10 protein-coding genes are annotated in these 14,722 nt (G+C 74.6%); 6 read left to right on the forward strand and 4 right to left on the reverse strand.

What is annotated here, in order from left to right:
- Positions 1-22: 22 nt before the first annotated feature.
- From LPA42_RS34565 to LPA42_RS22900, 3 genes are read right to left on the reverse strand one after another with little or no spacing between them, the layout of a single operon-like run.
- On the reverse strand, positions 23-3,991 hold the full coding sequence (locus LPA42_RS34565) for a CHAT domain-containing protein (protein WP_077936657.1): 3,969 nt from the start codon (positions 3,989-3,991) through the stop codon (positions 23-25).
- Positions 3,988-5,970, reverse strand: coding sequence for a caspase family protein (locus LPA42_RS22895; RefSeq protein WP_077936656.1), 1,983 nt, complete (start codon positions 5,968-5,970; stop codon positions 3,988-3,990). Before LPA42_RS22895 ends, LPA42_RS34565 begins: the two co-directional genes overlap by 4 nt.
- Positions 5,967-7,289, reverse strand: a complete 1,323-nt coding sequence (locus LPA42_RS22900; protein WP_144082571.1) for a hypothetical protein — start codon at positions 7,287-7,289, stop codon at positions 5,967-5,969. The genes LPA42_RS22895 and LPA42_RS22900 overlap by 4 nt, the downstream gene beginning before the upstream one ends.
- Before the next feature lie 483 nt (positions 7,290-7,772).
- On the opposite strand from LPA42_RS22900, the gene LPA42_RS22905 reads away from it, so the two are divergent.
- The 6 genes from LPA42_RS22905 (at position 7,773) to LPA42_RS22930 (ending at position 13,858) form a co-directional block, all read left to right on the forward strand.
- Positions 7,773-8,510, forward strand: a complete 738-nt coding sequence (locus tag LPA42_RS22905) for a Crp/Fnr family transcriptional regulator (protein ID WP_198956481.1) — start codon at positions 7,773-7,775, stop codon at positions 8,508-8,510.
- A 258-nt stretch (positions 8,511-8,768) separates the two neighbouring features.
- A complete protein-coding gene (locus tag LPA42_RS22910; protein WP_077936653.1) occupies positions 8,769-10,544 on the forward strand; it encodes a hypothetical protein in 1,776 nt (591 codons plus the stop codon).
- Position 10,545: 1 nt separating this feature from the next.
- Positions 10,546-10,710 (forward strand): hypothetical protein, encoded by a 165-nt coding sequence (locus LPA42_RS22915; RefSeq protein WP_158229388.1) that lies wholly within the window; start codon positions 10,546-10,548, stop codon positions 10,708-10,710.
- The gene (locus tag LPA42_RS22920; RefSeq protein ID WP_077936652.1) at positions 10,707-11,270 is read left to right on the forward strand and encodes a hypothetical protein; all 564 of its coding nucleotides are present in this window, start codon (positions 10,707-10,709) and stop codon (positions 11,268-11,270) included. The genes LPA42_RS22915 and LPA42_RS22920 overlap by 4 nt, the downstream gene beginning before the upstream one ends.
- Positions 11,271-11,280: 10 nt before the next feature.
- On the forward strand, positions 11,281-12,846 hold the full coding sequence (locus LPA42_RS22925) for an AAA family ATPase (RefSeq protein ID WP_077936651.1): 1,566 nt from the start codon (positions 11,281-11,283) through the stop codon (positions 12,844-12,846).
- A gap of 13 nt (positions 12,847-12,859) precedes the next feature.
- Positions 12,860-13,858, forward strand: coding sequence for a hypothetical protein (locus LPA42_RS22930; protein ID WP_077936650.1), 999 nt, complete (start codon positions 12,860-12,862; stop codon positions 13,856-13,858).
- 65 nt (positions 13,859-13,923) lie between these two features.
- On the opposite strand, the gene LPA42_RS22935 is transcribed toward LPA42_RS22930, so the two are convergent.
- Positions 13,924-14,562, reverse strand: a complete 639-nt coding sequence (locus tag LPA42_RS22935) for a TMEM175 family protein (RefSeq protein ID WP_077936662.1) — start codon at positions 14,560-14,562, stop codon at positions 13,924-13,926.
- Positions 14,563-14,722 lie beyond the last annotated feature (160 nt).

Below are 14,722 nucleotides of genomic sequence, written 5' to 3' on the forward strand. Positions count from 1 at the left end.
ACGGTAGAGAGGGGTTCCCCTCTCACCACCCGAGGTGGGTGAACGCGGCCCACGACAGCGGTTGCGCCAACGACGCCCCGCCGCACGCCGCGGCCAACTCGGGGGGCATGCCAGCCGGTGGCCGCCGGTCCGGATCGAGCATCCACAGCTGGGCCCGGCGCAGGGCGTCGGCCGGCGCGTGGCCCTGTCGCAGCAGGTGGTGCACCACGTACATGAGCAACGACGTGCCGTCGTCCGGCACCCGCCACAGCGACCCGAAGACCGTGTGCGCGCCGGCGGCCAGGAAGGCGGTGGCCAGGCTGAACGCCTCGTCGTGATCGCCACCGGCGACATTCGTGGTGCAGGCTGCCAGGAACACCCGGCCGAGGTCGAGCGCGGCCCGGCGCGACACCTCCAGCAGCTCCCGGGCCGGCAGCGGCCCGTCGGCCAGCACCAGGTGGGCGTCCGCCGGCAGGGCCGGCTCCACCCGGCCGTGACAGGCGAAGTGCAGCATCGAAGGACCCACCCCGGCGGTACGCAGCCACGACAGCACGTTCTCCCGGGTGGCCCGCCGCCCCGGGTCGGGATGCGCCGCCCCCAGATAGTCGCCGTCGGGGTAGAACCGCTCGAACACGGCGTGGGCCTCGACACCGGCGTACCGCAGGTCGCCGAGGGGATCCCCGACGACCAGGGCGGACCGGACGGGACGGGACGGTCGCGCCGCCGTGGCACAGAGCATCCGGGCCGACGGCGTGTACGAGACCACCAGGTCGCGCATGGCGTACCGCCGGCCGGTCGCGGTCTGCTCGTACGCGGCGTGCCAGGGGACCAGCCCGAGCAGTCCCATCGGCACCAGCGCCACCCGGGCGGGCCGGCCGGGCCGCAGCGCCCGCAGGTCGTCGACGAGCCGGCCGAGCACCGCCCGCCACGCCCACCGGCACAGGTCGTCGATCCGGGTCGCGGCCACGTCGGCTCCGGTCTCGCCCACGTCGCCGCCGACCGGTCCCGCCACCCGTGGCCCGGTGCCGGTCGGGCCCAGGGCAGCCGACAGCAGCCGGCGCACCGGCGCGCCGGGTGCCACGGTCAGGTCGGGGAACTCCTGCGGGAGGATCTCACCGGTGGCGGGCACCAGGACCGCAAGCCCCGGCACCCCCGGGGCGGCCGGCACCAGATAGACCAGAGCGTCGAGGTCCAGGGCGCGGAGTGCGGCCCGCACGTCGTCGGGCCTCAGTGGAGGCAGCAGGTCGTCGAGGAGGCCGGCGCCCTCCAGCGCGCGCAGCACCCGGGGACGCAGATCGTCCGGGACCTCGCTGGCGGCGACCACCGCCCCGAGCAGATCCCCGGTGACCTGGTCGCGGCCCAGGCCGCCGGACTGTTCCCACTCCGCCGCCAGGTCGGCGCGGCCGGCCCGGCCCAACAGCTCCGGCACCGTGCGGCCGGCGGTGGAGGCCTGCAGGGTCAGGCTCCGGCCCGCGTCGAGGGCGGCGAGCAGGTCGTCGTCGGCCTCGTCCTGCAGGCACCACCGGACCACCCGGGTCGCGGCGTCGGCAGCCGACCGGGCCGCCTCCAGCGCCTGATCGGTGCCGGACTGGAGCAGGACGTCCCGGGCCCGGGCCCGCAGCCCGGCCAGCCCGAGCCGCCGCGCCGCCGCCCGGTCCGGATCCCCGGACCGGCGCAGCGCCTCGGCGTGGTCGCCGACCAGCTCGGCCCAGAGCGATCCGGCGGAATCGGGGCCGGCGGCACGGGCCCGGGCGAGATACCGGGCGGCCCGGGCCGCGGCGGCGCGCTCCCGCAGCGCGGCGGCCCGCCAGAGCTCGGCCTTGGCGGCGAGGGACAGCAGCACGAGCGACATCCGGTCCGCCGGCTCCAGCCGGTCGGCGGCCCCCGCCAGGTGGTCGGCCCAGCGCCGGAGCAGCTCGTGGTCCGCCCACCGACGGGCCACGGCGAGCTGGACCGCCGCGTTCATGGCCATCGTCGCCACGGTCCGGATGGAGAGCCGCCCGGCCGGCAGTGGCACCGGCGCCCCGGCGGGCGGCAGCGGGCCATGGGTGTTCATGGCGTAGAGGCTCCGGCCGGCGTCGAGCATCGGGTCGACGAGCTGGCGGACCACCCGCGACGGACCGATCCGGTCGCGCAGCCCGTCGGCCCTGCGGATCGCCTCCCGCATGGCCGCGAAATCCCGCCGGGCGCCGTGCCGGATGACGTGGAAGGCGACCTCGACGAGTTCGGACTCGGCGTCGGTACGTCCGGCGTCCCCCTCCACGGCGTCGGTCGCCCCGTCCGGCCGGCCGGCACCGGCGCGGAAGCTACGCAGGTCGCCGAGCCGGGCGCCCCGGGAGAGCAGCGCCAGCCTGGTCAGCCCTCGAAGGGCGGCGGGCTCGTCGAGGTGCCGGTCGTTGAGCGCGGCGGCGAACCTGGTGACCCCGAAGTCGGAGGCGGAGTCGGCGCTGCTGCTCGCGGCGGCGTCGTCCAGAACGCCCTCGACGAGGTCCATCGCCCCGGGAAATCCCGGCGGCGGGTCGGCGTCGGCGGTCCTCGCGATCGCGAGCAACGACCGCAGGTGGGGCAGGTCGGCGTCGTCGAGCATGATGCCGATCACAGTGCACTCCGCGTAGAGGATCAGACCGGCCAGGGTGGCCCGCTCGGTCGGCGTGGCATCGGTCGCGGCGTGCAGCGCGTCGGTGGCCTCCTGCACGACTCGGCGCAACCGGCCCAGGCCCGGCGGCAACGAGCCCGGTTCGGCCGTCTCCTCGTGGGTCGTCGTCTCCCAGGCGACCACGAGCCGGGTCCGGTGCACGGCGAACAGGGCCTCCGCCGGCAGGCCGCCGCGCAGCGCCCGGTCCAGGCAGTCGCCCGCGGCCGCCAGACTGCCGGGCTCCCGGCCCCGCTGCCAACGCAGCAGGTGGATCTCGCCCAGCCGCTGCCAGACCGGCCCGGCCTCGGCCGCCTCCGGCAGCGCGCCGGCGAGCAGCTCGACGGCCTCCGCGAGACCGTCGGGGTCCTCGGTCAGCTCCGCGCGGCTGTGCAACAGCTCGGCCAGGGCCACCGCCGAGGCGGCGTCCGGGTCCTCCGCCCGCACCGTACGCCAGCAGTGGATCGCCGCCGCGACGTCCGCCGGGTCCTGGTCGAGGTCCCATCGGGTCGCATACCCGGACGCCTGGCTGCGGTGCAGGCTGAGCCAGCCGGGTTGGCCCGGCCGCGCGGCCCGGATCGCCCGGTCGCCCACGGCGAGGGCCAGGTCCAGGCAGTTGCGGTCCTCGTCCAGGCCGGTGAGCTCCAGGTATCCGGCGACCAGTTCGTCGGAGGCGACCGTGTAGCGGGGGGTCTCCGGAGGCAGGGCGGCCAGGGCGGCCGTGAGCTGCGCGACGCCCTCGTCCAGGTCCTGGCGTCGCCCACTGGCGTAGTCGTAGCGAGCCAGCCGGGCCAGGCCGCCGAGCATCCGGGCGTACCGGGCCCGGTGCGGGTCGTCGTCGCCGACGGCGACCTCGGCCATGGCCCGCTCCATGCGGTCCAGCTCGGCGTGGGCGGCCGGCGAGGCGGGCTCGAGGTCCAGGATCTGCCACTGGAACCGGTCCCAGACCTCGTCGAGCAACTCCACAGCCACGGCGTCCCGCTCGGGATCGTCCGACGGCCAGCCCCGGTAGGCGGCGGTCAGGTGGGCCACCGCCCGGTCCTGGTCCACGGCCGGCCCCTCGGGCCGCTCGGCGGAGCCGGCGAGCACCGCTGCCGCCGCCCGTCGGGCGCGCTCGCCGTGGGCCAGCCCCAGCCCGTAGTGCCAGCCGGCCGCGTCGGCGTGGTGCGGAGAGCCGTGCAGCGCCCGGGTCAGCTGCTCGATCGCGGTGGCCAGGTGCGCGTCGTCCGGGTCGTCGGCGTACCGCTGCAGGAACGCCTCGCCGATCAGCCCCGCCAGCCCGGCCGGATCCGTACCCGGCGGTGGGTTCTTCTGGTGCCGCAGCAGCAGGTCGATCCACTCGTCCGGCGGCGGCTGGTCCGGGTCGTGCGGGCCGGTCACGTCGCCACGGCCTGCCCGTCGTCGACACCGCCGGCGGGCACCGTGGCGCTGCCGGGCACCTCGGTCACGATCGGCAGGGTCAGCGTGAACCAGTCGCTCGCGGGGCCGTCGACGGCCCCGGCGTCGCGGTGCGCCGCCGCCAGACCCAGCCGACCGAGCAGCCCGGTCACCCCGCGCGGCACCCGGCCCCGGCCCGACCCCGCCCCGGACAGGTCCGGCAGCTCGAACGCCGCCGAGCTGAACTCCTCCTCGGCGGCGAGCAGGATCAGCCAGTCGCGGGTGCGGGCACCCGGGGTGACCGGCTGGTCGTCGGGGAGCCGCAGCTCCACCGGGCGACCGTGCAGGGCGGCGGCGGCCCACCGCGGCGCGACGTGATCGCCGGGGAAGAGGCCGGTGTGCACCCGATGGCCCTCGGTGACGTTCAGCAGGACGAAGTAGAGCTGCCGGGAGCTGTGGTTGTGCAGCCGGACGAAGACCGTCGGCGCGACCCACCGGCCCCGGTCCCGGCGATAGCGCAGATGGATCGCGCCGTCCGGGCCGGGCAGCAGCGCCGGCCGGTGCGCCGGGGCGGTCACCTCCGCCGCCCGGGCCTCGACGAGTTGCAGGGACACCGCGCCGGCCAGCCCGGACACCGGGTTCGTCAGCGCCCGGACCCGGCGCACCCGGGCCAGGTGTTCCACCGTGGCGACCAACCGCCGGGCCCCGTCGCCGGACACGTCGCTGGCGTCGGGACAGATCGGGGCGTCGTCCCGGTCCCGGATGCCCACCCGGCCCGGCTGGTCGGCTCGCAGCCGCAGCTGGGGCCCCTCTGCGGAGGCCGCACCGGGGACCGGTCGGACGTACGGCGACGGGCCGCCGGTGGGACCGGCCGTGCCGAGCGCCGCCAGCACCAGCTCGACCGTGGGGTGGTGGTCACCCTCGACGGCGACGGTGACCTGCGGGATCGGCACCCGGCTGAGCACCACCGGGTACTGCGTGTCCTCGTCCGGCTCCCAACCGATCGGGGCCACGACGCTGTGATTCGCCCCCACCCGCAGGATCCGCGCCTCGTTCTCCGTGCCGGCGACGGCCACGCGGCTGTCGTCGCCGTCGGCACCGGTCGACAGGCCGTGGCACGAGCCCGCGTCGATCCGCCACTCGTGGCGGGACCGGCGCAGCCACATCCCCGTGGCCGGTGGACGGACCCGGCCGCCGAGGAACGGCTGGTCGGCGATGCCCGGCGTGACCGGATCCAACTGCGGCACCTGCCGGGACGAGTACTGTTCCACCTCGCACCGGGCGGCGGTGAGCAGCTCCCGGTAGGTGGCCGCCGGGCCGAGCCGGCGCATCGCAGCGAGCAGCCCCCAACTGAACAGCCCGTGCCACCGGCCGTCGAGCCAGTCCTCGGTCGCCGTCTCGAACGACCGGCAGGCGGCGAGCGAGACGTACTCGACCGGCGGCCGGGCGGCGGCCCGCCGCAGCTGCGGCAGGAGCGCCTCCACCGCGGGCGCGGTGGGCAGGTCCGCGACGGACCGCTGCGGGTTGCGGGTGGCCCCGTGCGAGTGGCAGCTGTCCACCACCGCCACCACGTGGCAGCCGGTGGCGGCGACCGCGCCGAGCAGGAGCAGGAGTTCCTTGTCGTACAGGTCGGGCACGCCGCCGTGGCGGCTGTCGTGGCAGAGCAGCGTCTGCAGCTTCCCGCCCGACTCGAGGTGCCACAACTCCGGCGGTACCGCCGCCCGGGAGCCGTGCCCGCTGAACCAGAACAGCGCGGTGTCGCCCGGCCCGGCCTGGCCGAGATGCGTACGCAGCCCGTCGACCACCGCCTCGCGGGTGGCCTGCTCGTGCAGCAGCACCTCGATCGCCGGGCCCCGCTGCGCCGGGACGCGTCCCCGGAGGAACTCCGCCGCCTGCGCCACGTCGTTGCCGCAGCCCTGCAACGGGGTGACCGCCCGGTACCGGTCGATGCCGACCAACAGCGCGAAGAGCCGCCCGTTCACCCGCCCTCCCCGTGGGGCACGTGCAGCCAGCCGTGCTCGACGAACCGCTTCTCTGGCAGGTCGATGGTGACCGGCGTGAACCGGTCCGGCAGCGGAGGCACCCGCGAGTGCCGGATGACGTCCTGGTAGAGCACGTCCGGCACGCCCAGGACGAAGTCGACCTGCGGATTGTCGGTCAGGGCGGCCCGCAGGGGCGGGCTGTCCAGGATGCGGTGCACCGCGATCGCCGCGTCACCGACCCACCCGCCGTCCGCCGGCTTCATCAGGCCGCGGTGCAACGCCACGCGCAGGCGCATCCGCTCCGCCTGGAGCAGGCCGTCGTTGGTGCGCCGCAGCGCCTCCGCGAGACCGCCGACGAGCCGGGGGATGACGGTCGACTCGTCGACGCCGACCGGCAACACGCAGAACTCACCGTCGCCCTGTGGTTGCACGGCCACCGCCGCCTCGTCGACGCCGGCCGCGCGGCGCGCCTCGGCCAACGCCCGGACCAGCCAGGACTGGGTGCGTTCGGCCAGATGGTTGGGACGACGGCTGTAACCCACCACGTCGGCGGCCAGGCAGAGCCGGACCGCTGCGGCCGTGGGTTCGGCCCGGCCGGGCAGTTCCTCGTGGAACGGCACCGCTTCGCGCACGGTGGCCAGGCGAACGCCGCCCGGGTGTCGCCGCCCCGGCCGGACCTGGACCCGCACGCCGAGCCGGCCGGTGAGCACGGTGGTGGCGGCGGGCACCTCGATCAGGGCATGCATGCCGTAGGCCAGGGGCAGCCCGGTGCCCTCGTAGTTCCACCCGAAGCGGTGGCGCTGGGCACCGTACGACCAGGCGCGGGGCCTTTCCGGCCGGGGAGCCAGCCGGGTGAGCCAGCCGGGACGGGCACCGGCGGCGGTGGCCGCCCGGTCGGCGGCGACGGTGGCCGCCCGGGGCGGGTCGGCGTCGAAGGTCAACCCGAGGGCGCCGCCGTCGGCGTCGAGCCGAACGGCACGGACGGCCTCGTCGGTGAGGGTGACCTCGAACCGGACCGAGGTGTGCCGGCCACCGTCCGGCAGCGGGTCCAGGTCGAAGGCGAAGAGCACACCGTAGTACCGCTGCTCGGTGGCCTGCGCCCGGAGCCGCAGGGGGCCGGGCAGCTCGTCGGCCGGTACCGGGAAGACCAGGGGGCGGCCCAGGCTGACCGCACCCGGATCGACGCCGACGTCGGGTACGCCGTCGCGGGACCCGCCGGGGCACAGCGGCGCCCGCGCCAGTACGTCGGCCGGGCGCATCGGCGGGTCGATCAACACCGGGAGGCTCTCGTCCGGCGTCGCCCGCGCGTTTGCGCCCACGTGTTCGCCAGTGCAGTGAGCAAGTGATTCGCCCCCGTCTTCCCGCAGTTCTCGCCCCAACGGCAACATCGGTTGCCGCACCCGGGCGCGCGCATTCGGTCGCCCCGCCGACGGATACGCAAATGTTCGGTTCCCGCGCGGTGCCCGATCATCGCCGACGTTCCGGCCATCTCGGCCGCAGTGTCCGTCAATTGACACACCGGCACATCGCAGTCGCATCGAATCACCCATCTGTCGCCCCCCGTTGCCATGGTCGACCCGAGCACCCGAGGGAATCTCGGAATTTTCCGGGATCCCCCGGCCCGGCCCGTGCGACGCTCCACCGCAGAGCACGTGGTGAGGAGTGACATGAGGGTCCGGTCGACAGCGGTGACCGCGTCCGTCCGGTGGACACCGGCCGGACGCCCCACCACCGACGCATTGCGGCCGGGTCACCGGTACCGCAGACTTGCCGGGTCAGCCGGCGTCGATAGTGCCCGCGAGGTGGGAGTGGACGGTGCCAACGCGCGCCCGCGCGAATGGCCGCCGAACGGCTTCCTCGGGCGGCTACCCGAGGAGACCCGGCAGGTGCTGCTCGGTCGGGGCAGCCCCGTCCGGTTCGAGCCGGGCGAACGGCTCCTCACCGAGGGGGCCACGACCAGCCACGTCGTGCTGCTGACCGGCGGCCTGGTCAAGGTCACCAGCCTGGCGGAGACCTGCGAGGCGCTCCTGGCCGTCCGCACGGCCGGTGACATCGTGGGCGAGACGGCGGCCCTGGCCGAGCGTCCTCGCCGCATGGCCACGGTCACGGCCTGCGGCGTGGTCACCGGCCGGCTGCTCACCGCCGAGGCGTTCCGGCACATCCTCACCCGGCACCCCGAGGCCGCCCGCCTGGTCACCACCATCGTCGCCGAGCGGCTGCGCTGGGCCAACCGGCGGCGCACCGACTTCCTCGCGTACCCGGCGGAGGTGCGACTGGCCCGGGCACTGATCGAGATCGCCACCCGGTACGGCACGCGGGCCGGCGACGGCGGCGTCGACATAGGGCTCTCGCTCAGCCAGCCCGAACTCGCCACCCTGGTCGGTGTCGCACCGGCGACGGTCCACAAGGCGCTGCGGGCACTGCGCGAGGCGGGGGTGCTCCGCTGGAAATACCGCCAGATCACGATCGCCGATCCGACAGCCCTCGCCCGGGTGGCCCAGCACGCCGGGCCCACGACCGGCGACGAGCCCGCCACCTGACGGTCCTCCGACAGGAAACGAGTCGGCGGCCCGTATCCGATCGGCTGACTCTTCGACACATTCGGTCGACGCGACGTCCGGCCCCTGCCGGCAACCATCCACAGCAGCGGAATATCACCGCGCCAAATACCTCTGCGCCACGGGGCGCGAATTCACGTCACGCACACGGGACTCGGGTCGGCTCCTCACCGTCGACGATTCCGGGCTCGCGGATCAATACCGATGGGCATTCACCAGCGCATCGAAAGCGGGGGAGCCATGTCCGAACTGAGAGCGGTAGAGAACGTTCTGCGGCAGCAACGGCGCGACCTCGTCGCCATCAGCAACGCCGTCGGCGAGGTCGGCCGGCAGGTCAACGACATCGGGGTCAAGCAGCGGATCACCCAGGACCAACTGGCGACGCTCCACAACGCTGTGCTTCGCCTCGAACAGCAGGCACAGCGCACCAAGAACCTGCACAGCGCCGAGGCCAGGGTCGGTCAGCTCAAGAACGACATCGAGCAGCAGTTCGGCCACCACAAGGTGGTCCGCCGCACGGCGGTCGGCATGCTCCGCGCCTTCGACCAGGGACTGGTCCGGGAGGAGACCGTTCGGGCGGTCAGCGAGGAGTTGCTGGTGCAGAACTCCCGCTACTGGCTGGCGCCCGTGCTGGTGACGCTGGCCGCCTGGGCCGGCGACGACCCGCAACTGTGCGTCCGCGCGGTGGAGGAGGCCTACCAGCACTCCCCCGAGCGGACCGCGTTGTTCATGGCGCTGGTGCTGCGCCGGCAGGATCGCGGGCCAGCGGCCGTGCGGTGGCTGCGGCACTACCTCGACGCCCAGGACCCGGCAGCCCTGGGCCGGGAGTTCCCGGTCATCCTGGAGGCCACCGCCCAGGGTGCGTTCGGCCCCGCCGGGCTGGCCCTGGTCCAGGAGCGGCTCGACGGGTGGCGTCGGCTCCTGCTCGACGACGAGGCGGTGATCTCCGCCCAGGTGCGGCGTTGGCGGGTCGAGTTGACCAGCCACGTCCGCGTCGACGGGCTGGACGAGGACTTCCCCAGGCTGGCCGAGGCGTCGCCGCAGTGGCCGCAGCTGCGGTTGATGCTGTCGCACGCCCAGGCGCACGGGTCGATCCTCGACCGGTACACCCCGGTGCTGGCCGCGGAGGCCACCCCGAGCAGCCGGATCGAGGACGCCGTGGACGAGCTGCTCGACCAACTGGTCACCGAGTACGACCGGGAGGAGCTGCCGTTGCGCCGGCAGCTGGCCGAGCAGGAGGCCATCGTCCAGGCCGACGGCGACCTCGCCGCGGCGCAGCAGGTCGCCCGCGCCCAGGTCGACGTCCTCGACGACACCCGCGACTACCTCAGCCTGCAGACCGACTGTGCCCTCGCCCCGCACACCCTGGCGGTCTCCGCACAGACCCAGCGGCTGGCGATGGCGGCCTGCCACGACTGGATCGGCGAGGCCCACGCGGGGTTCACCAACGACTATCGGATCGCCGCGCCGACAACCGTCGAGGTGGCCGTCGACCCGGGTGCGCTCAGCGGGGTGGCCGCGTTCCGGCCGCCCTCCTGGACGGGCTCCTTCGACCAGCCGATGGGCGCCCTGGAACGCTCGCTCGACGCCCACTGGAACCGCTACGGTCGGCCCTTCGTCGACGGTCTCGCCTTCGACTGGGGCAAGAGCCTGATCGGGCCGCTGGTGGTGCTCTTCGTCGTGCTGCTGATCGGGCTCGCCGTGGGTGGCGCGGGGATCGGCCTGCTCGCCACCGCCCTGACCGGCGGCGTCTGGGCGGTGGTCCTCAAGGGCCGGGCGGAGGCCGCCGCCGCCGAGCAGGAGCGGGTCCGGAGGCTCATCGACGACGCCCGGGACGAGGCACTGCGCGGCCTGCGGGCCGCCGGCATGGAACTCGAAGCCTGGCGGGACCGGTTCACCGCCGCCGACAGCGACGCGAGCCGGGTCACCGCCCTGATCGCCGACCTGGCCACGGCCGGCGGGCCGGGAGCACCGCACGAACGCCGCGCGGTGGGCCGGACCGACAAGGGGGAGTGAAATGATCGACCGTGACGACGTTCCGGAGCCCCGGCCCTGGGCCCGGCCAGCGTCCCCGCCGCCCGCCACCGACCGCCGGCGGCAGGTCGTCGAGGAGCTGCCCGACTGGGAGCCGCTGCCGCCCGGCGAGATCCTCGTGCGCCGGCCGCACCGGGCCGACCCGTGAACAGCCACGGCGACGACCTGCAGACCTGGGTGACGTTCCTGCGCCGCTGGCGCACCGAGCAGTCGGCCACCCCCGGCGGGCTGCCGAAGCTGGTCGAGGCGGCCCTGCCCGCCGACGGTTGGGCCCGCTTCGTGGCCATGCTCACCGGCGCGCTGGACCAGCGGCTGAAGCTCTGGGCGGACGGACTGCTGGCAGCCATGGCCGCCGCCGGGGACGAGTTCGAATGGGCGCGAGCCCTGGTGCAGGGCCGCCGGGGACTGGCGTCGATCCGGGCGGTGGCCGGCAGCCCCGGGCTGCCCGAGCCGCTCGGCCGACACCTGCTCGGCCTCGTCGACGCCCAGATCGAGCTGGTCCAGCGGGCGCTGGAGGACGGCGTCGAGCAGCTGCGTCGGCAGGGCGGTGACGGCCCGCTGGTGCACGCAAGGATGCGCACGGTACGGGAGAACCCGCTGACCGCGTCCACCGCCCCGGGTTCCGGCCCGGTCGACGAGTGGGCCACCGACCCCGCCGGACCGGCTCGCCGCCGGATCATCGTCGCCGGCCCGGCGACCCCCGACTGAGGAAGCGATCATGTCCCGTTACCTGGAGGCCCGCAGGGACCTCGACAGTTACGTCGCCGCCCGGGTGCCGCTCATCAGCGTGCGGACCGTCGAGCCGCTGCGCGCCGTCCGGCTGCTGCGGGAGGTTGCCGGCAGCGCACGCCGCGCCGGCCTGCCGTTCTGGCTGCACACCAGGGCGGCCGGGCTGCGGGACCTACGCACCAACGCCCAGGTGCAGGAGGAGCGTTCGCTGGTGGCCGCGATGGACTTCGCCGCCGCCCAACTGTCCCGGCGGGCCCAGGCGACGATCGTCTTCGTCGAACCCGACGATCTGACGGCCGACTCCCCGGCCACCCGGCACATCGCGGAACTCGCGCGGCTCGCCGACGCCCGCTCCGGCAGCATCGTCCTGGTCACCGACACGCCGCTGTGGAGTGGCCTGCAACGTCTCGGGATGAGCATCGTCCTGGACCTGCCCGACGCCCCTGAGATGTACGGCATCGTCACCGACTTCCTCAAGGAGCAGCAGGGCGCGGTCACCATCGACTGGACCGACGCCGACGCCCGGCGTGCCGCCGAGTTCCTGGTCGGGGTTCCCGAGGGCACCGCGATCAACGTGCTGGCCACGATGGCCGCCAGCGGACACCTGCGCCGCGACGACGTGGCCCGGATGGCGGAGTTCAAGGACAAGCACTTCGGCGATCTCGCCGGCCTGGAACGGGTGCACGTCGACTCGGCCGACGGTGAACTCGGTGGGCTGACCAGCCTGCGGGCCTGGCTACGTCGCAAGCACCAGGTGATGCTCGCCGACCTGAGCGAGACCCGGCTGCGTCCGCCGCGCGGGGTGCTGCTGGTCGGCGTGCCCGGCTGCGGGAAGTCCCGCTGCGCCAAGGCCGTCGCGGCCCAGTGGCGGATGCCGCTGTACCGGCTCGACTTCGCGACCATCCTCGGCATGTACGTCGGACAGTCCGAGACCCGGCTGCGGGAGGCGCTGGAGATGGCCGACCGGACGGCTCCCTGCGTGCTCTGGATCGACGAGATCGAGAAGGGGCTCGCCGGCCAGTACGACTCCACCGGGGTGAGCCGGCGTCTGGTCGGGCAGTTCCTGTACTGGTTGCAGGAATCCCGGTCCCGGGTCTTCGTCGTGGCCACCTCCAACGACGTGCGCTCGTTGCCGCCGGAGCTGCTCCGCAAGGGCCGCTTCGACGAGCTCTTCTTCGTCGACCTGCCCGACGACACCGACCGGGCGGAGATCATCCGGCTCTACTACCGGCGCTACCTCGACACCGAACCGGACGGCGACCTGCTCCCCCGGCTGGTCGTCCTCTCCGACGGGTTCGCCGGCTCCGACATCGAGTCGGCCATGAACGAGGTGGGCACCGAGATGCTGCTGCGGGGCGACCGGTCCTGCCCGCCGACCGAGTTCGTCGTCGACACCTTCGTCAACACCATCCCGCTGAGCCGCACCCAGCCGGAACAGATCGCGGAGATCCGCAGCTGGGGTCGGGACCGGGCGGTGCCGGCCGGCGCCCCGGTCACGACCGCCGCGTCCGACGGCGAGCCCCGCCGGCGGGTGCTGGTGCCGGGCGACGCGTGATCGGGAGGCGAGGATGAGCGACGAGCGGCAGGGCGCGGAGAGGCCGATCTGGAACCTGCGGGAGCTGGTCGGCGACCTGGCCGATCAGATCCCGCAGCCGCCGCCCGGCGGCACCCGCCCCGAAGGACCGGCCCCCGCCTCCGCGGCCACCGGCGCGGCGATCCGGGCCACGAGCGCCGGACCGCCCGCCCGCACCGCCTCCGCCGAGCGGAACGAGCCCTCGGAGCGGGACGAGCCGCTGGACCCGGCAGCCTTCGGGGGTCTGCCGGTGGTGCCGGTCGACCCGGCGACCGCACCGGAGCCTGTTCCCTGGCGTCCCCTCGAACCGCCGACCGGCGACCCGCAGCGGCCGGCAGGTGCCGCGCTCCGGAAGGCGGCCGGGCTGGTCCTGGTCGTCCTGCTGCTCCTCGTCGGCACGGCCTACGGGGCGTACCGGATGGACCCGGGTGCCGCCGACGGAAGCACCTACGACGGGCCGGGGCCGTCTCCCGACCCGTACAGCGCGCCCGTCGCCCCGGGCGGCGACCCGCTCCCGTCGGCCGAAGGCTCCCCCGACACCGACACCGGCACCCCGACCACGACCCCGGCTCCCGAGGACCCCGAGGCGGCGGCCCTGACGGAGCTGAGCCGGCTCCACGAGCAGGATCTGCCCACCATCAGCCTCGATGGCCGGTACGTCGCCCAGCTCGCCTCGAAGAGCGTGGGCATCGTCGACCCCGAGCAGCGGGCGGCGAACGGCTCGCACACCTTCTACGCCAGCGACATCCTCGCCGAGCACCAGCAGCTCCGCACGGAATTCGGCGGTGAGGCCCGGGTGATCCTCCTGCTCAGCACCGACTACGGTCGGCAACAACTGTATGAGGGGAATCCCCTCTGGCTCACCTTCGCCGTCGTGCCGGCCGACTCGAAGGACGGGGTCGACGCCTGGTGCCGGGCACAGTTCCCTCAGCTGGACGGGGCGGAGTTGCCGAACCGCTGCGTGCCCCGGCGGCTGCGCCCGCCGGGCACCTGATCGCCGCTGGCGGGGAGGGGACCCTTGGTGACGCGTCCGGTATCTCGCGCCGTCCGGCGGGGGCCTCAGCGTCCGGCGGGTGCGCGCTCCTTCGACGGGGGCAGGTCGCCGGGGCCGCGGACCAGGTACAGGCCCACGAGCAGGAGGTAGGCGACCAGGCTGAGCACCGGGTCGACGAAGACCACCGCGAAGGCGACCAGGTAGAGCAGCGGCCCGAGCAGGAACCGGCGGGCCACCGCCCGGGCCAGCCGGGGGTCCAGGTCCGGGTGCAGCAGGTTGCGCCGCCGCGCCCACCACCAGCTCAGGTTGAAGAAGAGCGCCTCGCCGAGCACCGTGGCCACGTAGAGGGCGGCGGTGAGCCGCTGGTCGCCGACCGGGCCGCGCAGGTTGTCCGAGAGCAGGTTCGCGGCGAACGGGATGGCCGCGACGAAGAGCAGCAGGAGCAGGTTCAGCACCAGCAGCAGCTGGTCGACGCGGACCACGTACCGCCACATGTTGTGGTGGGTGAGCCATACCTGGCCGACGATCGCGAAGGTGATCACGTACGCCAGGTACGACGGCCACTCGTGGAACAGCGCGCCCGCCAGGTCCGGCCCGGTGGGATTCTGCGGTGCGAACTGGAGCAGCTCGACCGCCATCAGGGTCAGCACGATGGCGATCACGGCGTCGCTGAACGCCTCCACCCGGGAGGCGTCGCGGGCCATCTCGCTGCGCCGCCCGTACCGGTAGCCGGCCGCCTCGTCCGCCCCACCGGTCACGACGCCAACCCGCCGGTCACGACCCCGCCCCGCCCGTCACGACTCCATGGTCACCTGCGGGCGGGGCGGAACGGGAAGGAACGGGGCAGAAGGGGCGGAACGTCGG

This window comes from Micromonospora sp. DH13, assembly GCF_020873825.1.
Taxonomy (GTDB): Bacteria; Actinomycetota; Actinomycetes; order Mycobacteriales; family Micromonosporaceae; genus Micromonospora; species Micromonospora haikouensis.

Excerpts from the sequence above, each read along its gene's own strand:
- LPA42_RS22910 (WP_077936653.1), top strand. The coding sequence starts at position 8,769 with ATGTCCGAACTGAGAGCGGTAGAGAACGTTCTGCGGCAGCAACGGCGC.
- LPA42_RS22915 (WP_158229388.1), top strand. The coding sequence starts at position 10,546 with ATGATCGACCGTGACGACGTTCCGGAGCCCCGGCCCTGGGCCCGGCCA.
- LPA42_RS22925 (WP_077936651.1), top strand. The coding sequence starts at position 11,281 with ATGTCCCGTTACCTGGAGGCCCGCAGGGACCTCGACAGTTACGTCGCC.
- LPA42_RS22930 (WP_077936650.1), top strand. The coding sequence starts at position 12,860 with ATGAGCGACGAGCGGCAGGGCGCGGAGAGGCCGATCTGGAACCTGCGG.
- LPA42_RS22935 (WP_077936662.1), bottom strand. The coding sequence starts at position 14,562 with ATGGCCCGCGACGCCTCCCGGGTGGAGGCGTTCAGCGACGCCGTGATC.